Source organism: Cupriavidus sp. SK-4, from assembly GCF_000611125.1.
Lineage (GTDB): Bacteria > Pseudomonadota > Gammaproteobacteria > Burkholderiales > Burkholderiaceae > Cupriavidus > Cupriavidus necator.
Genome location: NZ_JFJW01000061.1, coordinates 63,400 through 85,008, shown reverse-complemented (window position 1 = coordinate 85,008; position 21,609 = coordinate 63,400). Strand labels below are relative to the sequence as shown.

Genomic DNA, 21,609 nt, shown 5'->3' with positions numbered 1-21,609 from the left:
GGCCCTGTCAGGCCTACCGTCGATAGGCAGGGAAGAACCCGCTCAGGTCCTCAAGCACCGAGGGCGTGCCGCCGCACAGCGCCAGGTACCTGGCGGGATCCACTACCACCCGCTGCGTGCGGAATGCATGGGTGTCCGGCGAGAACCCGCGCTTGAAGCGGAACAGCGAATCCTCCGCCGAGCCGCCGAGGCCGCCGCCGAGGTGGTAATAGCGGTGGCCCTGCTCCCGTCCCCACTGCCGGATGGCGTGCAGCATGATCTTGCTGGGCTGCCGGTGCCGGTATCGTGCGTCGATACCCATCAGGTGGCCCTGCAAAATGCCGGTGCCGTCGGACACCGTGACGGTTGCGCCGCCGATGATGACGCCATCCTCCTCCGCCACGAACAGCCGCAGCCGGTCGCCGAGCTCCTGGGCCAGGGTGTAGTGGTAAGCGTCGTCGAAGAAGTAGTAGTCGGAAGCACGCAGCCGGTCCATCGATGCGTTGTAGAGACGGATGAAATGCGGCAGCGTTGCCAGCGTCTCGTCCAGCCGCACCGTGACTCCCGCGCGCATGGCCTTGGAGATCTCCAGCCTGTGCCCGTGCGAGGTGTCGTGCCAATGCTCGGCCTCGCTCTTGGAGAGGTCGATCGAGATCGTCATGCCATGATCGATCAGCGTGCCGACGGCGCTGCGCCATGGCGCGTTGACAATCGGATTCAGCCGGATGAAGCATGAAACACAGCCGCGCCCGCGCAGCAGTTCCAGCGCCGCGGACAAGGCGGTGTCCACGAACGAGTCCGGCGCGTCGTCGCTGACGAGCGGGCCGGCAAACCCGTAGGGCGAACTTGCATCCCAGTCCTCGCCGTTGATGTCGCGGTTCAGCAGCGGCACGAACAGTTCATGGCCGCCATCCATGGCGTGGACGGCAAACGCCTTGCCACTGCCTTCATGTTGCGCCGCCCGCAGCCATCCCGGCATGTGGTGGCTGTCGTGCCGGCAACGCTGCAGCACCTCGAGCCACTCGGCGCTGGAGGTCTCCAGCAGATTGATCTTCATCATCTTGTGTCCTCGTCGGAAGTATCGGGAGTGGCGGCAATGCTGGCGGCGACCTGCAGGATGATCTCGCCGAGGCGCCCGATGTCGTGCGCGCCATAGCGGTAGTCGGCATGAATCACCAGTATGCGTCCGGACAGGCGGCGGTTGTCCTCGGGGACGCCGGGCCAGGTCATGGGCCAGAGCACCGCTGGATAGACATCCGCGCCGATCAGCCGCTGCCGGATGCGCTCGCGCTGCGGCGCATCGGCGCACAGCAGGATGCCAAAGGCCGGCGTTTCCCGCCATTGCATGCCGGCGGGCAGGCCGGCCAAGCAGCGGGCCAGCCGCGCCAGGTTCTCCTGCCGCCGCTGCCGCATCCAGCCAAGATCGATGGCTGGCGCCAGCGCGCGCGTCAGCGCCGATGGCCCGGAGATCTCGGCATCGCCGCGCAGATTGCCCTCGGCCTCGGCGGCGAGCGCCAGGTAGGCCGCCTTGGCGACCTGCGCGCCCGCCAGGTACGCCGCCTTCATCGCCATGGCGGCGGCCATGCTGGCGGCGGCGCGCACTTGTGCCGGCGTGGGCGCAAGCGAACGCGCAAACGGCTGCCCGGGCGGAGGCCGCACCAGCCCCCCGTCGGGCACCGGCAGGGTCTTGCGCAGCGACGCAAACACATAGTCCGGCGCCCGCGCGTAAGACCAGGTGGCAAGCAGGTCGTGGGAGCGGTCGAGCAGGACGCTGCCGCCCTGCACCTCCACCTCGGCCCGCAGGCCAAAGTATTCGGGAACGATCGCGGCTTCGTCGTCGGCCAGCGCAAGCTGTGCCGGGCCGCCAAACGGGGCGTTCGGATACATGCGCACGTCGATGTCGCGGGCGATGTCGTCCAGCACCGCATGGCAGTAGTAGCTGGGCGCATAGAGCCGCCGCCAGCCGCGCGAGCGCCCTTGCGCCACCATCGCGCGCAGCGCATCGCGACCGGTGCCGGTCAGCAGGTCGCCCGGGCGCAGCCAGGCCTCACCGCCCAGGGGGACGGCGGGGTCGAGAGGGAAGAATGAGCCGAATTCCGTGGCAGATTTCATGGGTGCCGTCCAGCGCGCTCAATGAGAACTCCATACCAAGGCCAGGAGCTATGATGCCGGCCCCGATGGCGGAACCTGCCCTGACGTGCCTCGCGTGTTCCAATACCCGACGGAGACCACCCGCCTCCCCGTTGCCGGATCCGGGTCGATGCTGCGCCAGTATTCGCCGGTCGCTCCAGTCCAGAGCATGACGCGGCTGCGCAAGGCGCCCTGCAAGTCTTCGACGGCGTCGCGCGGGTCGAACAGCAGCGCCACCGGCACCAGCAATGCCACGGTCGCGCCGACGTGCAGAAAGCCAACCGGCCGCCAGCGCCACAGGGTCACACCGGCGACGGCAAAACCGACACACAGCCCGATGAGCGACTCACTGATCGTATGGTGAAAATCCGTCACCAGCACCACGGGCATGAACAAGGCCAGCCCCACCCCGGTCGCCAATCCTAGCCATGCCATCTGCCTGCCCAGCACGGAACCCAGCAGCATCAGCAGCACCGGGTACACCGCGGCGGTCAGCATGGCGTGACCACTGACGCTGTAGACGCCGATGGTCGGAAGGGACCAGCCGGCGTAGCTGAACGCGGACTTGGCCGCCATCAGCAATGCGCCGCCGACGCCGAACGATGCCGCCCAGCGCAACGCGCGCCAGCCTTGCCCGGCCACGACGAAGCAGACCGCGACCCAGGCCGCCAGCGGTAATGCCACGCGGCTTTCGCCGAAATAGAGGTAGTGGTTCCACAGGAAAGTCGCCATCAAGCCGCCACGCGCGTTGCCTGCTGCATCACGCTGCGCACCACCTGCCCGGTCATGCGCACTTCGTCATCCGTCAGCGTGGGATGCACGAGGAACATCAGGCTGGTCTCGCCCAGCGCGCGCGCTGCCGGCAGCCGTGCAGGCGGGCGCAATCCGGTGCCGTCGAAGGCCCGTTCGAGGTAGACCTCGGCACAGATGCCCGCATAGCAGGGCACGCCGGCGGCGTTGATGGCAGCCATGATGCTGTCGCGGCTCCAGCCCTCGGCGAGGCCCCTGGGCTGCACGAAGGCATAGAACTTGTACCAGGCATGCTCGACCCCGGCGGGCGGCAGCGGCACATGCAGGGCATCGCAAGCGCCAAGCGCATCGGCCAGTGCCATGGCGTTGGCGGTGCGCCGGTGGTGCCAGTCAGCCATGCGCCGCAGCTGGATGCGGCCGATCGCGGCCTGCATCTCGGTCATGCGCCAGTTGGTGCCGAAGGCGTCGTGCACCCAGCGGAAGCCCGGCGGATGCGCGCGGCCATACATGGCCTCCCAGCTCTTGCCGTGATCCTTGTACGACCACATGTGCGACCACAACTCGCGATCGCCGGTGGTGACCATGCCTCCCTCGCCCCCCGTGGTCATGATCTTGTCCTGGCAGAAGGACCAGGCCCCGATATGGCCGATGGTGCCGACCATCCGTCCCTTGTAGACCGCGCCGTGCGCCTGCGCGCAGTCCTCGATCACCTTGAAGCCGTGCTCGCGCGCCAGTGCCATGATGGGGTCCATGTCGCACGGCATGCCGGCCAGGTGCACGCAGATGACGGCGCGCGTGCGCGGCGTCAGCACGGCCGCGATGGTGCGGGCGCTAAGGTTGCCGCTGTCCGGATCGACGTCGGCGAACACCGGCTTCGCCCCCGCATTGACCACGCACGAAACGCTGGCCAGGAAGGTGCGGGGCGCGACCACCACCTCGTCGCCCGGCCCGATGTCCAGCGCATGCAGCGCCACGTCAAGCGCCAGCGTGCCGTTCGCCAGGGTGACGGCGTACTCGGCGCCGCACCATGCCGCGAACTCCTTTTCGAAGTCGCGGCACTCGGTGCCGGTCCAGTAGTTGACACGGTTCGAGAGCAGCACGCGCTGCACTGCCTGCGCCTCTTCGCGGCTGAAGCTGGGCCAGGGCGAGAATCCGGTATCGAGCATTGGCAATTCCCCAAGGGTTGCGGTGCGGGCCAAGGCGCCCATGGCGTCCATGGCGTCTATGGCGCCTCCTTGCTCCCGCAGAAGCGGGTCGCCGAGACTTCGCCGGCGGCACTGATGTCTTCCTTGGCCAGCACCGTGCCGATGGTTCGCCACAGGATCCTGAGATCGAGCCAGAACGACTGGTGATCCACGTACCAGACGTCGAGCCGGAACTTCTCCTCCCAGCTCAGCGAATTGCGCCCGTTGACCTGCGCCCAGCCCGTGATGCCCGGCAGGACCAGCAGCCGCCGCGCCTGTTCCGGCGAGTAGAGGGGCAGGTAGAACGTGGGCAGCGGGCGCGGCCCGACCAGGCTCATCTCGCCCTTCAGGACGCACCAGAGCTCGGGCAATTCGTCGATGCTGGTGCGCCGGATCATCCAGCCGAACGGCGTGATGCGCTGCGCGTCGGGCAGCAGTTCGCCATCAGGGCCGCGCGCATCCGTCATGGTGCGGAACTTGATGACTTCGAAGGGCTTGCCGTCGAGGCCTGCCCGCGTCTGCCGGAAGAAGACCGGACTGCCAAGCTTCCAGCGAACCAGCCCCATCACGACCAGCAAGGGCAGCGCCAGCAGCACCAGCGCCACCGACGTGAGGACAACATCCAGAACGCGCTTCATGATCGATTCCCGCCGCCTGTGCCATTTACAGGAGATATGAAATCCGATTCGCCCGCCCCTGTGAACCACCCGAGGGCGCGGGAACGTGGCGTACACCACAGAACCTCGCCTGCCGTCATGGCGCAGGGGGCAAGCGCCTGCGTTCGACGCCGAACAGATGCCGCGCCCGGGCAGCGGTAGCGTGCCTGGGACCGCATCAACCATGCCGAGGAGACAGGATGGATCAGAGCCAATCCGGAAAGCCAGCCGGGCCAATGCGGATCACCCTGCTCATTACCTGCCTGCAGATGGGGGGCGCGGAACAGCAGGTGGCCGCGCTCGCGCGCCAGTACCTGTCGCAGGGACACGCGGTTTCAGTGATCAGCCTGATGCCGGGCTGCGAGGTGAAGCTTCCAGAGGGCGTCGACACCCTGATGCTGGCGATACGCAAGAACCCGCTGGCATTGCTGGCCACCGTCATGCAAATCCGGCGCTTCGTGCTGCGGTGGCGCCCCGACGTCATCCATGCCCACATGGTTCACGCCAACCTGGTCGCCCGCCTGCTGACACGCGTGTGCCGGGTCCCCGCCACGATCTGCACGGCCCACAACTACATGGAGGGCGGCACCTTGCGCATGCTGGCGTACCGCCTCACCGACCGCTGGGCCAATCTCACCACCCAGGTCAGCGATGAAGGCCGGCAGCGCATGATCGAGGTGCGGGCGGCCCCCGCGTCGCGCATCATCTACGTGCCCAACGGCTTCGATACCACCCGCTACCGGCCCAGCGCCGAACAGCGCGCCGCCACCCGTGCCGAGCTCGGCCTGGGCCCGGCCGACCGGCTCGTCCTCAACGTGGGCCGGCTGGTGCCGGACAAGGCGCAGGCCGACCTGATCGATGCCTTCGCGCAGGCGTGCCCCGAGCCCGGCACGGTGCTGATGATCGCTGGCGACGGGCCGCTGCGCGATGCCCTGGGGCAGCGCATCGCACAGCACGGGCTGGGCGCGCGCGTGCGCCTGCTGGGCCAGCGGGCGGACGTGCCGGCGTTGCTGAATGCGGCGGATCTGTTCGTGCTGTCGTCCCTGATCGAAGGGATGCCGCTGGTCGTGGGCGAAGCGTTGGCGTGCGGGTGCCCGGTGGTCGCCACGGATGCCTCGGGTGTCCCCGCCATGCTCGGCAACGTCGGCACCCTGGTCCGGCGTGGCGATACGGCGGCATTGGCGCGCGCCATTCGCGACGCCGTCCCGCTCGGGCGCGGTGAGCCTGCCGACCAAGCGGCGCGGCACCAGCATATCGCGACGGCATTCAACATCGAGGTCATTGCCCGCGAGTGGCTGCGCCTGTATGCAAGGTACGCCCGCGCCGGCGCGGCGCCACACATGGAGGCCACTGATGCCGCCGCGCGCTATCAGTAGCCCGGGCCGGCACCAGGGCGCCGGCGCGGCGGCGGGGCCGGCGATCTGCTTCCTGACCGGCACGCTGAACGTATTCGGCGGGGCCGAGCGCATGGCCGCCACGGTGGCGAACGAGCTGGCGCGGCGCGGCCACCACATCCACATTCTCAGCCTGTGCGATCCGCGCAGCTGCTTCCGGCTCGATCCGGCGGTCCGGCACGACGCCCTGTTCGACCGGCGCCCTTCCTTCCGTTCGCAATTCCTGCCAACCGTCGCGCGCCTGCGGCGCTACCTCCGGCAGCACAGGATTACCGTGCTGGTGGAAGTCGACCCCTTGCTGACGCTGTTCACCCTGCCGGCATGCCTGGGGCTGGGCATGCGCCGCATTGCCTGGGAGCACTGCAACTTCGACCAGGACCTGGGCCTGCCGCTGCGCCGCATCGCGCGCCACCTCGCCGCACGCACCTGCGAGCGGATCGTGGTGCTGACCGAACTGGACCGCGAGAAATGGGTACGCAGCCTGCATTGCACCAATATCGAAGTCATCCCCAATATCCTGACCTTCCCCATCCCCGCCGAGCCGGCTGCGCGCACGTCCCGCACCGCCGTTGCCGTGGGGCGCCTGACCGACGTCAAGGGCTTCGACGTGCTGCTGCAAGCGTGGGTGCCCATCGCCAGCGCGTTTCCGGACTGGCGGCTGCGCATCGTGGGCAACGGCGAGCTGCTCGAATCCCTGACACAGCTGCGCGACCGGCTCCGCCTGCAGGACTGCGTACGCATCGAACCGGCACGCAGCGATATCGAGTCGGTGTACCGCGACGCTTCCCTGCTTTGCCTCAGCTCCCGCTTTGAAGGCTTTTCGCTGGTGTTGCTGGAGGCGATGGCATACGGCCTGCCGGTGGTCGCCACCAACTGCGAGACCGGGGTGAGGGCCATGCTGACCCACGGTGAAAACGCCCAGCTCAGCCCGGTCGACGACCCCGCCGCGCTGGCGCACGGGATCGCTGCGGTCATCACCAGTCCCGAGCTGGCGGCCCGCCTGTCCGAGGCGGGCCGCCGTCACGCACAAGGGTTCACGCCGGGAGAAATCGGCACGCACTGGGAACGCCTGCTGTCCGGCATATCGGGAGAAACCACCACAAGCGAAATCGGCATGGCGTGACGCGGGCCACCACTGCCGCGCGGCTGCGGGCTTGTGTACGCCAAGACACGAACCGCCGCGCACGGCACGCCGCCCGCGCACGATAATTTCCACGAGTCTGCCTTTCCATGCCGATGACGACAGGCTCGACTACTCGGAAGATCACGGTCATGGAATTCAGTCACGCACAAGTCGCCATCATCGGGCTGGGCTATGTCGGCCTGCCGCTCGCGGTGGAGTTCGGCAAGCAGCAGCCCGTGCTGGGCTTCGACGTCAATGCCGCACGCATCGAAGCACTGCGCGCCGGCCACGACGCCACGCTGGAGGTCGGCCCGGACGAGCTGCGCAGCGCGCACCACCTGCGCTTCAGCAGCGATCCCGAGGCGCTGAGGGACTGCCAGGTCTTTATCGTGACCGTGCCCACACCGGTGGACCGGGCCAAGCGCCCCGACCTGACGCCGCTGATCCTGGCGAGCGAGACCGTGGGCAGGGCGATGGCGCCGGGCGCCGTGGTGATCTACGAATCGACCGTCTACCCGGGCGCCACCGAGGAAATCTGCGTGCCGGTGCTGGAACGGCACAGCGGCCTGAAATTCAACGTCGACTTCTTCTGCGGCTACAGCCCGGAACGCATCAACCCCGGCGACAAGGAGCACCGGCTGCCGGATATCCGCAAGGTCACCAGCGGCAGCACGCCCGAGGTCAGCGAGGCCATCGACAAGCTCTACGGCAGGATCATCGTGGCCGGCACGCACCGGGCCAGCAGCATCCGCGTGGCGGAGGCCGCCAAGGTCATCGAGAACACCCAGCGCGACGTCAACATCGCGCTGATGAACGAACTCAGCCTGCTGTTCCACAAGCTGGGCATCGACACGCTCGAAGTGCTGCGGGCCGCCGGCACCAAGTGGAATTTCCTGCCGTTCCGCCCGGGCCTGGTCGGCGGGCACTGCATCGGGGTCGATCCCTACTATCTGACGCACAAGGCACAGGAGGTCGGCTATCACCCGCAGGTCATCCTGGCGGGCCGGCGCATCAACGACAAGATGGCGATCCACGTCGCCGATGAAGTGGTGAAGCTGATGCTGCGCCGGGGCATTCCGGTGCTCGACAGCCGCGTGCTGGTGCTCGGCCTGACGTTCAAGGAGAACTGCCCGGACGTGCGCAACACCAAGGCCGTGGACATCGTGACCACGCTGCGCAGCTACAACGCCCAGGTCGATGTCTACGACCCCTGGATCAATATCGAAGACGCCGAGCACGAATACGGCCTGTCCTGCCTGCGCGAGCCCCCGCGCAACGACCAGTACGATGCCATCGTGCTGGCGGTCGCGCACCACCAGTTCGTCACCATGGGCGTGCGGGCGATCAAGGCCCTCGGCAAGGCGCATGCGGTGCTGTTCGACGTCAAGGGCATCCTGCCGAGGAGCGAAATCGACGGACGCCTGTAGCCGCCTTGCGGCCACGCACGGAAAACCCGCCGGAAGCGGCGCAACGGAACCACCGTCCCCATGCAAGAGAACGCCTACGCGCACCTCAAGGCCCGCCTGGCCGCCACGCCGCGCACGTGGCTTGTCACCGGCGTCGCCGGATTCATCGGCAGCAACCTGCTGGAAACGCTGTTGCGGCTCGACCAGCGCGTGGTCGGCCTGGACAACTTCTCCACCGGGCACCGCCGCAACCTCATCGAGGTCGAGGCGCTGGTGCCGCCCCGGCAGTGGGCCAATTTCCGCTTTATCGAAGGCGATATCCGCAACCTCGAGCACTGCCACGGCGCCATGCGCTTTTGCGCGCCCGGGCGCGAGGGCACGGCCACCGGCCTGCACCCGGTGGAGTTCGTGCTGCACCAGGCGGCGCTCGGCTCCGTGCCCCGCAGCCTGGAGGACCCGATCGCGACCCACAGCGTCAATATCAGCGGATTCCTGAACCTGCTGGTCGCCGCCCGCGACGCGCAGGTCAGGACCTTCGTCTATGCGGCGAGCAGCAGCACCTACGGCGACCACCCGGGCCTGCCGAAGGTGGAAGACCGCATCGGCAAGCCGCTGAGCCCCTACGCGGTCACCAAGTACGCCAACGAGCTGTATGCCGACGTCTTCCACCGCTGCTACGGCGTGCATGCCACTGGCCTGCGCTACTTCAACGTGTTCGGGCCGCGCCAGGACCCCAACGGTGCCTATGCGGCGGTGATTCCCAAATGGATCGCGGCCCTGCTGCGGCACGAGGCCGTCTACATCAATGGCGACGGAGAAACCAGCCGCGACTTCTGCTACGTCGCGAACGCCGTGCAGGCCAACTTGCTCGCCGCCGCCAGCGACCAGCGCGAGGAGGGCAGCCAGGTCTACAACGTGGCAGTCGGCGACCGCACCACGCTGGCCACGCTGTTCGAGCTGCTTCGCGACGGGCTGCGGCCCTACGGCGTCGCCGCCGGCACCGAGCCGGTCTATCGCGGCTTCCGGGCCGGGGACGTGCGCCACAGCCAGGCCGACATCGGCAAGGCACAACGACTGCTGGGATACCTGCCCACCCACCGCATCCGTGACGGGCTGGCCGAGGCGATGCCTTGGTACGTGCAGATGCAGCAGGCACTGAACGCCTGAGCACAACCGGGACATAGCCATGTGCGGATTCACAGGATTTCTTGGCGGCTTGCCCGCCGCCCTGGCCGACCGGGCGGCCTTGCTCGCCGACATGGCCAACCAGATCCGCCACCGCGGACCGGACCACGGCGACACCTGGTGCGATCCGCACCGGCCGTTCGGCCTGGCCCACCGCCGCCTGGCAATCGTCGATCTGTCCGCGGCCGGGCACCAGCCCATGACCGCCGCCAGCGGCCGCCACGTCATTGCCTTCAACGGCGAGATCTACAACCACCTGGACCTCCGCGCCGAGCTGGAGCGTGCCGGCGCCGCGCCCCGGTGGCGCGGCCACTCCGACACCGAAACCCTGCTTGCCGGCATCGACGCCTGGGGCGCCGAGGCCACGGTCCAGCGCGCCGTGGGCATGTTTGCTTTTGCGCTGTGGGACCGGCAGACCGGCACGCTCACGCTGGCGCGGGACCGGCTCGGCGAGAAGCCGCTCTACTACGGCTGGCAGGCAAGCGGCAGGGGCCGGGCCTTCCTGTTCGGGTCGGAACTCAAGGCGCTGCGCCCGCACCCGGCGTTCGAGGGCCGCATCAACCGGGACGCGCTGTGCCTGTATATGCGCCACAACAATGTGAGCGGCAGCCATTCGATCTACCACAATGTCGCCAAGCTGCCGCCGGCGCATCTGCTGACGGTCTCGCTGGAGGCGCCTGAGCCCGTGCTGCGGCCCTACTGGTCCGGCGCCGAGGCTGCGCTTGACGGCGTCCAGCATCCTTTCGCCGGCAGCCCGGGCGAAGCCGTGGACCAGCTGCAGACGCTGTTGCGCGACGCGGTAGGCCGCCAGATGATGGCGGACGTCCCGCTCGGTGCCTTCCTGTCCGGCGGGGTCGATTCCTCGACGGTGGTGGCATTGATGCAGTCGCAATCGCCGCAGCCAATCCGCACCTTCTCCATTGGCTTTCACAATTCCGACTACAGCGAAGCCGCGCACGCGAAGGCGGTGGCGCAGCATCTTGGCACAAGCCATACGGAGCTGTACGTCACGCCCGAACACGCGATGGCGGTCATCCCCGACCTGCCCCGGATCTACGACGAGCCCTTCGCCGACTCTTCGCAGATCCCGACGCTGCTGGTCAGCGAGCTGGCGCGGCGGCATGTCACCGTTTCGCTTTCCGGCGACGCCGGCGACGAACTGTTCGGTGGCTATAACCGCTACCAGATCACGGCCGAGTTGTGGCCCCGGCTCGCGCGCATTCCCACCCCGCTACGCGCAGCCGCGGCATGGGGCCTGACACGATGCTCTCCACACCGCATCAACCGGATCGCAGCCGCGTTCCCCGTCGCCTCGCGCTGGGCCAATGTGGGCGAGAAGATCCACAAGGGCGCCGGCGTCATGGCCGCGCGCTCGTCGGCCGAGCTGTACCGCGGCATGGTGTCCCACTGGCCCCACCCGGAGACCCTCGTCGTCGGCGGCGCGGAGGCGGCCACGGTGCTGGACGGCACCGCGCCGGCCTTCGGCGCATTGACCGACGTGGAGCGGATGATGGCGCTGGACATGCTGAGCTACCTGCCCAACGACATCCTGGCCAAGGTCGACCGTGCGGCCATGCATCACAGCCTTGAGACCCGCATACCGTTCCTCGACCACCGCGTGGTCGAATTCGCGTGGCGCCTGCCGCTGGCGTACAAGTTGCGCAGGGAAGCACGAGGCTATACCACCAAATGGGTGCTGCGCCAGGTGCTGGACCGCTATGTGCCGCGCACGCTGATAGAGCGGCCCAAGATGGGCTTCGGCATTCCGATCGACGCCTGGCTGCGCGGGCCGCTGCGCGACTGGGCCGAGGACCTGATCGATCCCCGGCGCCTGCGGCGCGAGGGCTACCTGAACCCGGACCCGATACGCAAGCGCTGGGCCGAGCATCTTTCCGGGCAGCGCAACTGGCAGCATCAGCTCTGGTGCGTGCTGATGTTCCAGGCATGGCTCGCGCACCAGACCGCACCGGAAAGGAGTCCCGCATGCGTTTCCTGATGATCGCCAGCTATGCCGAGTCGCTGATCGCGTTTCGCGGCCCGCTCATCGCAGCGCTGCAGGAAAAGGGCCTGGAGGTGCATATCGCCGCGCCCGACCTGCCAGCGGGGCACCAGGTGCGCGCCGCGCTGGAGTCGCGTGGCGTGGTCGTGCACCACGTCCCGCTCCAGCGTACCGGGATGAACCCGCTGGCCGACGCGCGCACGCTGCTCGCCCTGCATCGGCTGATGCGGCGGGTCAGGCCCGCCTGCGTGATGAGCTACACCATCAAGCCGGTGATCTACGGCATGCTGGCGGGCTGGCTGGCGCGCGTGCCGCGCCGCTTCGCGCTGATCACCGGGCTGGGCTATGCCTTTCGCGAGGACAGCGGCAGAAGCCGGCTGCGCGCGGTGGTGCAGCGGCTCTATGCGCTGGCGCTGAGCCGGGCCCACACGACCTTCTTCCAGAATCCCGACGACGAGGCGCTGTTCCGCCGCGCGGACATCCTGCCGGCCGGCAAGCGTTCGTGCATTGTCAATGGCTCCGGCGTGGACGTGGCGAGCTTCGAGGTCGCGCCCCTGCCCGACGACGGCCCGCGCTTCCTGCTGATCGCCCGCCTGCTGGGCGACAAGGGCGTGCGCGAGTATGCCGAGGCCGCGCGAAGAATCCGGGCGCGCGGCGCCGGTGCGCGCTTCAGCCTGGTGGGCTGGATCGATGCCAGCCCCGACGCCATCGCGCAGCATGAGCTGGACGCATGGGTCGCGGACGGCACCGTCGACTTCCTCGGCCGCCTGGCCGACGTGCGCCCGGCCATTGCCGGCTGCAACGTCTACGTGCTGCCTTCCTACGGTGAAGGCACGCCGCGCTCAGTGCTGGAAGCCATGGCGATGGGCCGTCCCATCATCACCACCGATGCGCCAGGCTGCCGCGAGACGGTGGTTGACGGCGACAACGGCCTGCTGGTGCCGGTCAAGTCCGTCGGCGCGCTGGAGCAGGCCATGATGCAGCTGATCGAGGACTGGGAGCAAGTCGTGCGCATGGGCCAGCGCTCGCGCCAGATCGCCGAGTCCAAGTACGACGTGCGCAAGGTCAATGCCGTGATGCTGCGCGAGATGGGCCTCGAGTAGGCAGCGGCAGGCGCAAGGCGCGTGCGGCGCGCGACACGATCCTGTGCCACAGCACGCCGCCATTGAAACCATGGCGCTTGCCGTCCACCACGACGCGCCCGCCCCACGCCGACAAGGTATGCAACCCGTGAGGGTTGACGCGGTCGCCCGCCGGGCTGATGAACCCCACCGTCTCCTCCCGATAGAACTCGGGCGTGCAGTGCACGATGCGGTTGACGGCGATGGCCTGCCCGTAGCCGGTCTTGCAGACCTGCGCCACGCGCAGCAGCCCGTCTGCGTCACGCATGACCGAGCCGGCCGCGCGCGCCGAGCCGTGGTCGAACTTGACCGGGTTCTGCGGGTGCGGCTGCCAGGGGCCGAGCAGGTTGTCGGCATAGCACAGGCACACGTTGTCGAACTGCCCCATCGCGACGTCGGTGTACAACAGCCAGAAGCGGCCTTGATGTTCGAAGATGGTCGGGTCGACCGCCGCCACGTCCTCCAGCAGCACCGCAACCTGCTGCCAGCGCCCGCCTTCCTCCTGCCGGTTCAGCACGCAGCGCCGGCTCTGCGAAGACTCCGCCACGCAGTACAGCGCGCCGTCATGGCGAAACAGATACGGGAACGACAGGTGCCCCGGCAGCCCGAGATCGACCTGCCCCGCACTGGACGGCGCGTCGTGCGCGTCCAGCTTGAGCCTGACGATACGGCCGATGCCTTGCCGCAATTCGACTTCCTCGCAATAGATCTCGTCCGGGCTGCCGGGCACGCCGAAGGGATCGGCCCAGCAGTGCGACGGCATGCGGGTGCCGAGCCAGCGCACCGGCAGGCGCTGCGCGCGCACGGCATCGGCAAACGCCATCTCGACGATGCCCACCATCCATTCCTCCACCAGCACGAAGCCCTTGAGCTGGATGATGGCGTGGCTGCCGAGCGCGCGCAGGCGCCAGAGCAGGCGCCGCCATGCCGGCAGGCGGCCACTGCGCCCCGTCCACGCCTGGCGCCCCGTCAGTCCACCCAGGGCGCGGATCTCGCGCAGGGCGCCGCCAAGCAGCGACGCACCCATGACGGCGAGCCGTTCGGGGCGAACCCTCTCGCACGGTTCGGCATAGCCGGAGGCGGTGTCGACCATGAACGCATGCGAGGGCGTCCAGGCCACCAGGTGCAGGCGGATGCCGGCACCGCTGGCGTGGGTCTCCAGGCCATGGTGCGGGTCGCCTGGAGCAAGGCCGCGTGCGTCGCACAGGCGCCATACGCCCTCTGCGGNCCGGGGGCGGGGCGCCCCCAGCCGGTATCGAGCCTGCCGGTCAGGTCGACGATGGCGGTCACCGGCCCGCCCGCCTGCAGCGCTTTCGCCTGATCCGCAGTGCCGCACGCTTCGTCCAGGGCGTTCATTGCGCCAAGCGCGCGCTCGACCACCCGGCACGTGCCCGCGGCCTGCAGACGCTGCATCACCAACCGCTCCCAGCCTGCGGGCTCGTTTGAAGTGACCATGATGACCAGGCTCTCCTGCGCGGCGGCCTCTGGCAACAGACAGGACATGTCTTCCTCCCCGGCGATCGGGTGCAATGGCTCCTGGTATTTGGCGCCGGGATGCAACGCGCCGACATTAGCCTTAGGGCGGAGCCGCAATCATCCTTCGGTAGGTAGCAGGTCTGTGGTGGCACCGGCTGCCGTGCGCAAGGGTTGGAACAGCCCGCGTGTGTGTGCCCCCGTACGGATCACCCGTTTGCGTCGAGGTAGCTTGCCAGTGCAGACCCGGTGCGCATTGCCGGCACCCGTGTCGACAGGACGGCAGGACGGCAGGACGGCAGGACCGTGCCGGCTGTTTCAAACGGTGTGTGTGTCCTCGTACGGATAAGCCATGTGCATCGATCTAGATTGCATTTGTCGGCCGGGCAGGCCGAGCGGACCTCGTCAGGCACCCCCTCCCTGCCCTTTTCTGGCCCCTTCCGGCCTCAGTGCAGCGCCTAACACTTTCCGGAAATCATGATGAAAAGCACGCTGGATCCGGCAGAGACAACCGCCGCGGTAGTCGTCGGCGGCGAACTCGGCGGGCTTGGACTAGTGCGGTCATTGTCGGGCAAGGGGATTCCCGTCCTCCTGGCAGACACCAGGCACGCCACGCCGGCGGCCTGGTCCCGTCATGCGCGCCGACACATCATTCGCAGTCTTGTCGGGCGCGAATTCACCGAAGACCTGATTGCGCTGGCGCGGCGTCTGGGCCAGCGGCCCGTCCTGTTCCTGACCGACGAGGATGCCGTGCACAGCGTCTCGGAAAACCGGGATGAGCTTTCGGAATGGTTCCGGTTCTGCATGCCGCCGGCGCAAGGCGTGCGGATGCTCAGCAGCAAATCGGCCTTCCACTGCTTTGCCGAAGAGAACGGCTTCCCGGTGCCGCGCACGGTCATCATGAACGGGCAACTCGACGTGCCCCTGCTATCCGGCCTGCGCTATCCCGCCGTGATCAAGCCCGACGACAAGCGCCAGGCCCTGAACGGGGACAAGGAGCGCGCAGTCCGCGTGCAATCGCTTGACGAGGGGCAAGCCCACGCCCGCGCCATGCTGCGCACCCCCGGCGGCATCGTGGCGCAGGAATGGATCGAAGGCCCGCAGAGCAATATCCATTTCACGCTCTTCTACCGCGGCATGGATGGCAAGGCTGCGGCGGTGTTCACGGGCAGGAAGCTCGCCTGCTGGCCGCCGGAAGTCGGCAGCACCGCGGTCTGCGTTGCCGCCCCCGAAGCCAGCGAGGAACTGGAGCGGATCACGCTGGCTTTCGCCGCATGCGCCGGCTTCTACGGCATGGGCAGCATGGAGTACAAGTGGGACGAGATCCACCGGCGCTTCGTGATGATCGAGCCGACTGTCGGACGGATCGACTGGCAGGAGGAAGTCGCCACGCTGTGCGGGGTCAATATCCCGCTGGCGGCCTACCGGCATGAACTGGGCCTGCCCGACCTGCCAGCGGCCACGGACCCGCCCGGCGGCGCGGTCTGGCGCGCGACGTTCCTCCGTTCCGCGCCGCGCAGCCTGATGCCGCACGGCGTGCGCACGTTCGACGGTTATTTCCGTTGGGATGACCCGCTGCCTGCCATCCATCACTACTGCCTGAGCCTGCCGCTCGACCGCTTCCTGCTGCGGTGGAATGGCTGGTTTCCTTCCACGCGCCGCGACCAGGTCCAACAGGAACAGCAATGATCTCGACCACAGACACTGCAATTATCGGGGCTGGCCCGTATGGACTGTCGATCTCGGCCCACCTCAGCGACGCCGGCGTGCCCCACCAGGTGCTCGGGGAACCCATGCTTGCCTGGCGCAATTTCATGCCGCCCGGGATGCTGATGCGATCGGAGGCCTTCGCCTCCGACCTGTACGCGCCCCATGCCGGCCACCGGCTGGAAGACTACTGCCGCCTCATGCACCTGCCCTATGCCCCCATCGGCATGCGCCTGCCGCTTGAACGGTTTGTCGAGTACGGGCTTTGGTTCCAGTCGCAGCTCGTCAGCCACGTTCGTACGGTGGAAGTTACCGACCTGCGCCGGCAGGACGGCAGCTTCCGCCTGTCACTGAGCGACGGGAGCGCGCTGGTCGCACGGCGCGCGGTGATCGCCCTCGGGCTCAAGGGCTTCGAGCAGACGCCGACAGTGCTGCAGGGACTGCCCAGGCCGCATGTGCTGCACTCCGGCGAGATCGGCAACCTGGCGTGGGCCCGGGGCAAGCGCATCGTCATCGTCGGCGGCGGGCAGTCAGCCCTTGGCCTGGCGGCACTGTTCAACGAACTGGGCGCACATGTCCGGGTGCTGGTCCGGGGCGACATCATTTCCTGGAACGATGATCCGGAGGTCGGACGCAGCCTGCTGTCGCGGATGCTGCGTCCCGAGGGCGGGCTGGCCCAGGGCTGGTATCCCTACGTCCTGTCGGAGTTCCCGTATCTGTTCCGGGGTGTCGGGCAGCGAACGCGCAAGCGCATCGCCGAGTCCTCGTTCGGCCCCTCCGGGGCGTGGTGGCTGCGTGACCGGGTGGCCGGCAAGATCGAGCTCCGGATGAACACCACGGTCCGGCACGTCGCGATCCGCAACCACGAGGCGGTGCTGGAGGTGAGCGGCGAGAACGGACCGGCAACCATCACCGGCGACCACGTCGTTGCCGCCACCGGGTTCAAGGTCGACATGGCCAGGCATGCCTTCCTGTCGCCGGAAATCGTCAGTGCGCTGTCGCTCGTCGATGGCTGGTCCGACGTGTCGCGCAACTTCGAATCCGCCATGCCGGGGCTCTACATCACCGGACCGGCGGCGGCGCTGAGCTTCGGGCCGGTACTGCGCTTTGTCTATGGCGCCAAGTATGCCGCGCCCTGCATTGCGCGGCATATCAGCCGATGCCACGCCGCGGAGGGCGGCAGCCGTGCCTTCGATGCGCCCGCCGTGCCGCAGTCCCTGGCCGAGAACCGCACCGGCGCGTTATCGCACCCGCCGGCGGCTTTCCAGGAAGCGAAAAGCCCCGTCGAATAGCACCCTGCGCCTGCAAGCGGTCCATCGCCAGCCGAGGCCGGCGTATGGCGGTGACCGAAGCAACAGGCGCAGGCCCACATCTATACCGGCCACCAGCCGGCTTCGGCATTGACAGAAACGGGAGTGATCGATGCAGCAATTCAAGCCACTCACCAGCCTGCGGCTATTCCTGGCCTTATGGGTATTGTGCAGGCACTATTTCCATGTCTACGAACCGGAAGCCATGTTCTTCAACATCGGCTTCACCAGCACGTTCTTCGATCATGGCTACCTGGGCGTCGACGGCTTCTTTATCCTGAGCGGCTTCATCCTCGCCTACAACTACGATCCGGCGCCGGGGGAGCAGCTGCAGTGGAAGAAGTTCATCGTGGCGCGGATCGCCCGCATCTACCCGGTCTACCTCGTCTGCCTGCTCGCCTTCGCGCTTGCCGTGATCGCCCGCGACCTGGCGCTGCATACGCACAACGTTGGCACGGGTGGCTATACCTTGTCCAGCTTCATACCGGAAGCGCTGATGCTGGGCGCGTGGCAATACGCGGGGCCGAGCGGGTGGAATGACGTCGGCTGGTCAGTCAGCGCCGAATGGTTCGCCTATGTCTTCTTCCCGCTGTTCCTGCTGGCGGCGCCACGCCTGAACAAGACCCGCATCGCCGTGGCCGGCTGCCTGGCCCTGGCGGCGCTCGCGGCAGTGGAAGCCACCTCGCCCGAACACCTGTCGCTGAGCGGCGGCGTGGCTCGGCTGGTACCGGAATTCCTGCTGGGGGTGCTGCTGTGCCGGCTGCGCGAAGCGATGCCGCGCCACGACGGCTTCGCCGGTGGCGGCATGCTGTCGCTGGGTGTCTGCGTGCTCGGCGTGGGACTGGGGCTGGATGTCCTGTTCGTCGCCGGCGCAGCCGGTCTGGTGTTCTTCCTCTCCTACGAACGGGATGCACTTTCGCGCGTGTTTTCGCTGCGCAGCCTGGTGTTTCTCGGCGAGGTCTCCTACTGCATTTACATCGTGCAGCGCATTCCGCAATATATGTTCGCCTTCGCGCGGGGCAAGGTGGAGAGCCTTGCCGCCCTGCCGGGAATAGCGCAGGCTGCGTTGCTGCTGACGCTGACGATCGTCATGGCCATCCTGCTGCATTTCGTCGTCGAGAAGCCGATGCGGGCCTACATCAACCGCCGCTTTGGTGCCAAGGCAAAGCCAGTAAAGGCATTGGCCACCACCCCCTGACCCGCGGGGCCGGGAATACGCAGCCGGCTCAGGTCAGCAAGGCAGCCGCGCACGGGGCAGAGGATCAGCGGCTGGACCCGAGCGGCTGGTACTTGGTGGCCGAAGCCCGGCGCGTGACCTGCCTTTCCCTGACATTGCAGATCAGCAGGCAGACCAGCATCGGCACGAACATCCACTTCTGCCGCACGGAGATGCCCAGGTTCGCCGTCATCGGCGCCAGGATCAGCCAGGTGCCGGCGCAGTAGATCCAGAGAAACACCGCGTTCCTCAGCACCACACGGTCGCCCCGCCGGCGAATCATCCCCCAGACACCGAGCACCGCAAGCAGCAGCAGCACCACGTTGTCCAGCGATGCCGCCAGGCCGAAGATGCCGTTCGCCTCGTGCGGCAAGGGCCGGAAGACATAGGTGAAGAGCTGCATCGGCAGCGACATGCTGGCGATGTCGATGCCGCCCCCGCCATGCTGGTTGTAGCCCTGGCGCTTTTCGACGTAGGTCTCGATGGATTCGCCATCCGCCGGCATCTCCAGGCCGGCGTACTGGATGGTGAACGGCACGATGGCCGCGGAGGCGGCCAATGCCACGCTGACCAGCGCGGCCCGCCACTTCCAGGGGACCTTCGCCGAGAACACCATCGAGGCAGCAAGCGACAGGATCATGACCGCCGCGATGTGCGGCCGCACCAGGAACATGCAGGCGATGGCGAGGATCATGAGCCAGCTGCGGCGCGGCATCGACATGCTTGCCCACAGCACAAGGCTGGTGGCCATGAAGGCGACCGAATCCTTGCCGATGGCGGCGCTCCAGAAGCTGATCGACGGCAGCAGCACGATCACCACGGCCAGCCTGCGCAGGAACCGGCTCCTGTCCTGGGTCACCGTGCGCAGCACCGCGTCGAACGCCAGCAGGCCGATCGTCCCGAAGATGTTGAAGACAAAAAACACCCCCACGTACGAGAAGCCGAGGTAGATCGAAAAGATATGCGTGAAGTAGCTCACGCCGCGCGTGCCGATGCCAAACTCCGGTGACGGCGCCAGCGATGCCTCGAAGTAGTCCGCTGCGTCGCCGCCGTTCTCCAGCGCCAGCTTGGCGTAGAAGATGCAGAAGATGGTGTGCCAGATATAGAGAAAGAGCCCCCATTTCGGCCGGGTGCCGAACTTGCGGCTCATGCTCGCCGCCACGGGTGCGCCCAGCAGCAGCACAAGCGTCGCGCTGATGACATGCCACGCGGAAGATGCGTATTCCATGGTCGAAGCCCCAAGCAAGAGCTGGCCGCCTCAGACGCGCCAGCCGGTCACACCGCCTGCTCCATCGCGATCGGCTCGCGGGAGCGGAAGAAGAAGCCGATGCCGGCAATCACCGCCACCGCATTGCCTGCGAGATAGCCATAGACGGCACCCAGGGCACCGTGGCTCGGGATCGCGATCAGATCCACCAGGACCATGGTGCCCAGCACCAGCAGCCATTTCTCAACCAGCCAGTTCGGCTTGCGCAGGTAGATCACCAGCAGCGACAGCGCCGCATCGGCGAACACCAGCCCGGATGCCATCGCGGAAAGCCGCAGCAGGCTGGCCGCGGCCTCATAGTGATCGCCATAGATCAGGGCGATGACCCAGGGCGCGCAGTAGGCCAGCACTGCGCCTCCCGCGGTCCCCATCAAGACCATGCCGGCGACGACGTACAGCACATTGCGCCGTACCAGCGCCAGGGTCGGCTGCGCGTAGATCATCAACGGCGCCACCGAGCTCGCGACGATCGCGCTGAGCATCATGAAGTTGTCCAGCACCTGCATGGAGGCGGCATAGCCGCCAAGCTCGAACAGGGAGATGTGCGGCTTGAGCAGGAGTTGATCGATGCGCTTGGCGCAGAGCATCAGGATCATGCTCGCCCAGAACACCGTGCCGTCGCGCAACAGCTTCCTGGCAAGGGACCAGTCAAGTTCGACCGCCACGCGGGGGCTGCGCTTGCGGTAGTAGCGGGCGTGCAGCACGGCAAACAACAAGGACTCCACCGCCACCACCCAGGCAAAGACCGGCGCTGAGTCGGTGCCTGCCAGGTAGAGCGCGGAGACCGCAATCATCCGGAAGGCGAGGCCGACCATGCTGAAGATCACGGCAGGGCGGCTGTCGGTACGCGCCTGCAGCCAGGTCCGGACCGCGCCGAAGGGTTCGCGGAACAGCATCGGGATGCCGGTGATAAAGACGATCACAACAATGACCTGATCGTCTTCCGTCATTGCCACGACCACCACGAGCAGCAGGTAGCCCGCCACGGCGGCAATCTCGCGCAGGCCGAAGACATGGGCCAGCAGCCGGTGCTGCGCGGCCGGCGCCTGGTCCGCAACCAGGCGCGGGATGACCACTTCATTGCCACAAATCAGCGCGACCGCCGATGCAATCAGCACCAGCGACTGAGCGTACTGGAATTCGGCAAAGCCTTCGGGACCGACGGCGCGTGCGATCATGGCCACGCTCACGATACCGAACACCACCTGCAGGCCACGCTCGAAGACCAGCCAGAATACATTGCGGGCGATCTGCATACGCATGCCAGGTCTCTCCGGAAAGAAGATCGGAAATGTCGTTGCCGGCCGGGCCGCCGGATGTGCCGCGCGCGCACCTGCCAGTCTTGCCGGTCTTCGTTGGAACCCCTAATCAAAAACACGCTGGCTTCGCTGCGCGGTCCTGCCGTACAACTGTCGCTGTCCGGGGCCGCGCGCCTTGCCAGGACCGCATCCGCTTCGTTCTGATGACGCCTCCCGGCACGGAACCTCCGTTGCCGCGGCTACGCCTGGCGCTGCCGCCCGGTTGGCCGGGCGCTTGCACCGATTCTAAATATTCTGCCCCCCAGCAACTGCGCTCACTGTTGTCCCCCGCACACTGCGGGGCGCCCCGCCGGGGGCTGCCCCCATGGACATGGCCTATGCTCCATTCGCTGACCAGACATGCGGCCCTGCCGGCTGTGTGTTCCCGCAGACTACAGCCTGGCCGGGGCG

Annotated in this window: 17 protein-coding genes; 9 read left to right on the top strand and 8 right to left on the bottom strand. The window is 67.6% G+C overall.

What is annotated here, in order from left to right:
• Positions 1-13 precede the first annotated feature (13 nt).
• Genes CF68_RS12710 through CF68_RS12690 form a run of 5 tightly spaced genes read right to left on the bottom strand, consistent with a single transcriptional unit; the run spans position 14 to position 4,681 of the window.
• Positions 14-1,039 (bottom strand): GNAT family N-acetyltransferase, encoded by a 1,026-nt coding sequence (locus tag CF68_RS12710; RefSeq protein WP_035819211.1) that lies wholly within the window; start codon positions 1,037-1,039, stop codon positions 14-16.
• The gene (locus CF68_RS12705) at positions 1,036-2,091 is read right to left on the bottom strand and encodes a hypothetical protein (protein WP_035819210.1); all 1,056 of its coding nucleotides are present in this window, start codon (positions 2,089-2,091) and stop codon (positions 1,036-1,038) included. Before CF68_RS12705 ends, CF68_RS12710 begins: the two co-directional genes overlap by 4 nt.
• A 48-nt stretch (positions 2,092-2,139) precedes the next feature.
• On the bottom strand, positions 2,140-2,841 hold the full coding sequence (locus tag CF68_RS12700) for a hypothetical protein (protein ID WP_063832564.1): 702 nt from the start codon (positions 2,839-2,841) through the stop codon (positions 2,140-2,142).
• Positions 2,841-4,025 carry a DegT/DnrJ/EryC1/StrS aminotransferase family protein gene (locus CF68_RS12695; RefSeq protein ID WP_035819209.1) on the bottom strand — a complete coding sequence of 395 codons (1,185 nt, stop codon included), beginning with the start codon at positions 4,023-4,025 and terminating at the stop codon, positions 2,841-2,843. The genes CF68_RS12700 and CF68_RS12695 overlap by 1 nt, the downstream gene beginning before the upstream one ends.
• Positions 4,026-4,081: 56 nt before the next feature.
• Entirely contained in the window at positions 4,082-4,681 is a 600-nt protein-coding gene (locus tag CF68_RS12690; protein WP_035819208.1) for a sugar transferase, read from the bottom strand.
• A gap of 254 nt (positions 4,682-4,935) precedes the next feature.
• Between CF68_RS12690 and CF68_RS12685 the strand changes: the two genes are divergently transcribed.
• The 6 genes from CF68_RS12685 (at position 4,936) to CF68_RS12660 (ending at position 12,909) form a co-directional block, all read left to right on the top strand.
• Positions 4,936-6,075 (top strand): glycosyltransferase, encoded by a 1,140-nt coding sequence (locus tag CF68_RS12685; RefSeq protein WP_200872556.1) that lies wholly within the window; start codon positions 4,936-4,938, stop codon positions 6,073-6,075.
• Positions 6,053-7,216 carry a glycosyltransferase family 4 protein gene (locus CF68_RS12680; protein ID WP_051591515.1) on the top strand — a complete coding sequence of 388 codons (1,164 nt, stop codon included), beginning with the start codon at positions 6,053-6,055 and terminating at the stop codon, positions 7,214-7,216. The genes CF68_RS12685 and CF68_RS12680 overlap by 23 nt, the downstream gene beginning before the upstream one ends.
• Before the next feature lie 149 nt (positions 7,217-7,365).
• A complete protein-coding gene (locus tag CF68_RS12675) occupies positions 7,366-8,643 on the top strand; it encodes a nucleotide sugar dehydrogenase (RefSeq protein WP_035819203.1) in 1,278 nt (425 codons plus the stop codon).
• A gap of 60 nt (positions 8,644-8,703) precedes the next feature.
• Positions 8,704-9,789 carry an SDR family oxidoreductase gene (locus CF68_RS12670; RefSeq protein ID WP_035819201.1) on the top strand — a complete coding sequence of 362 codons (1,086 nt, stop codon included), beginning with the start codon at positions 8,704-8,706 and terminating at the stop codon, positions 9,787-9,789.
• A gap of 19 nt (positions 9,790-9,808) precedes the next feature.
• The gene (gene asnB, locus CF68_RS12665; protein ID WP_035819199.1) at positions 9,809-11,803 is read left to right on the top strand and encodes an asparagine synthase (glutamine-hydrolyzing); all 1,995 of its coding nucleotides are present in this window, start codon (positions 9,809-9,811) and stop codon (positions 11,801-11,803) included.
• Positions 11,791-12,909 carry a glycosyltransferase family 4 protein gene (locus CF68_RS12660; RefSeq protein WP_035819196.1) on the top strand — a complete coding sequence of 373 codons (1,119 nt, stop codon included), beginning with the start codon at positions 11,791-11,793 and terminating at the stop codon, positions 12,907-12,909. Before asnB ends, CF68_RS12660 begins: the two co-directional genes overlap by 13 nt.
• Here the strand turns inward: CF68_RS12660 and CF68_RS12655 are convergent.
• The gene (locus tag CF68_RS12655) at positions 12,872-14,020 is read right to left on the bottom strand and encodes a hypothetical protein (RefSeq protein WP_235205757.1); all 1,149 of its coding nucleotides are present in this window, start codon (positions 14,018-14,020) and stop codon (positions 12,872-12,874) included. The two genes, CF68_RS12660 and CF68_RS12655, sit on opposite strands and share 38 nt — an antisense overlap.
• An 860-nt stretch (positions 14,021-14,880) precedes the next feature.
• Between CF68_RS12655 and CF68_RS12650 the strand changes: the two genes are divergently transcribed.
• The 3 genes from CF68_RS12650 to CF68_RS12640 all read left to right on the top strand — a co-directional run bounded on the left by CF68_RS12650 (position 14,881) and on the right by CF68_RS12640 (position 18,615).
• The gene (locus tag CF68_RS12650; RefSeq protein WP_035819194.1) at positions 14,881-16,089 is read left to right on the top strand and encodes a carboxylate--amine ligase; all 1,209 of its coding nucleotides are present in this window, start codon (positions 14,881-14,883) and stop codon (positions 16,087-16,089) included.
• Complete coding sequence (locus tag CF68_RS12645; RefSeq protein ID WP_035819192.1) at positions 16,086-17,399, top strand: NAD(P)-binding domain-containing protein; 1,314 nt, start codon at positions 16,086-16,088, stop codon at positions 17,397-17,399. The genes CF68_RS12650 and CF68_RS12645 overlap by 4 nt, the downstream gene beginning before the upstream one ends.
• Positions 17,400-17,529: 130 nt before the next feature.
• The gene (locus tag CF68_RS12640) at positions 17,530-18,615 is read left to right on the top strand and encodes an acyltransferase (protein WP_235205756.1); all 1,086 of its coding nucleotides are present in this window, start codon (positions 17,530-17,532) and stop codon (positions 18,613-18,615) included.
• 64 nt (positions 18,616-18,679) lie between these two features.
• Here the strand turns inward: CF68_RS12640 and CF68_RS12635 are convergent, their stop codons facing one another.
• Together CF68_RS12635 and CF68_RS12630 are read right to left on the bottom strand one after the other, a co-directional pair.
• Positions 18,680-19,861: a hypothetical protein gene (locus tag CF68_RS12635; protein ID WP_035819190.1), complete on the bottom strand. Its 1,182-nt coding sequence runs from the start codon at positions 19,859-19,861 to the stop codon at positions 18,680-18,682.
• 47 nt (positions 19,862-19,908) lie between these two features.
• Positions 19,909-21,162 carry an oligosaccharide flippase family protein gene (locus CF68_RS12630; protein WP_035819187.1) on the bottom strand — a complete coding sequence of 418 codons (1,254 nt, stop codon included), beginning with the start codon at positions 21,160-21,162 and terminating at the stop codon, positions 19,909-19,911.
• Positions 21,163-21,609: the final 447 nt, after the last annotated feature.

Bases quoted from the DNA above. Each gene is read 5' to 3' on its own strand.
- CF68_RS12710 (WP_035819211.1), bottom strand. From the start codon at position 1,039: ATGATGAAGATCAATCTGCTGGAGACCTCCAGCGCCGAGTGGCTCGAG.
- CF68_RS12705 (WP_035819210.1), bottom strand. From the start codon at position 2,091: ATGAAATCTGCCACGGAATTCGGCTCATTCTTCCCTCTCGACCCCGCC.
- CF68_RS12700 (WP_063832564.1), bottom strand. From the start codon at position 2,841: ATGGCGACTTTCCTGTGGAACCACTACCTCTATTTCGGCGAAAGCCGC.
- CF68_RS12695 (WP_035819209.1), bottom strand. From the start codon at position 4,025: ATGCTCGATACCGGATTCTCGCCCTGGCCCAGCTTCAGCCGCGAAGAG.
- CF68_RS12690 (WP_035819208.1), bottom strand. From the start codon at position 4,681: ATGAAGCGCGTTCTGGATGTTGTCCTCACGTCGGTGGCGCTGGTGCTG.
- CF68_RS12685 (WP_200872556.1), top strand. From the start codon at position 4,936: ATGCGGATCACCCTGCTCATTACCTGCCTGCAGATGGGGGGCGCGGAA.
- CF68_RS12680 (WP_051591515.1), top strand. From the start codon at position 6,053: ATGCCGCCGCGCGCTATCAGTAGCCCGGGCCGGCACCAGGGCGCCGGC.
- CF68_RS12675 (WP_035819203.1), top strand. From the start codon at position 7,366: ATGGAATTCAGTCACGCACAAGTCGCCATCATCGGGCTGGGCTATGTC.
- CF68_RS12670 (WP_035819201.1), top strand. From the start codon at position 8,704: ATGCAAGAGAACGCCTACGCGCACCTCAAGGCCCGCCTGGCCGCCACG.
- asnB (WP_035819199.1), top strand. From the start codon at position 9,809: ATGTGCGGATTCACAGGATTTCTTGGCGGCTTGCCCGCCGCCCTGGCC.
- CF68_RS12660 (WP_035819196.1), top strand. From the start codon at position 11,791: ATGCGTTTCCTGATGATCGCCAGCTATGCCGAGTCGCTGATCGCGTTT.
- CF68_RS12655 (WP_235205757.1), bottom strand. From the start codon at position 14,020: ATGGTCGACACCGCCTCCGGCTATGCCGAACCGTGCGAGAGGGTTCGC.
- CF68_RS12650 (WP_035819194.1), top strand. From the start codon at position 14,881: ATGAAAAGCACGCTGGATCCGGCAGAGACAACCGCCGCGGTAGTCGTC.
- CF68_RS12645 (WP_035819192.1), top strand. From the start codon at position 16,086: ATGATCTCGACCACAGACACTGCAATTATCGGGGCTGGCCCGTATGGA.
- CF68_RS12640 (WP_235205756.1), top strand. From the start codon at position 17,530: ATGCAGCAATTCAAGCCACTCACCAGCCTGCGGCTATTCCTGGCCTTA.
- CF68_RS12635 (WP_035819190.1), bottom strand. From the start codon at position 19,861: ATGGAATACGCATCTTCCGCGTGGCATGTCATCAGCGCGACGCTTGTG.
- CF68_RS12630 (WP_035819187.1), bottom strand. From the start codon at position 21,162: ATGCGTATGCAGATCGCCCGCAATGTATTCTGGCTGGTCTTCGAGCGT.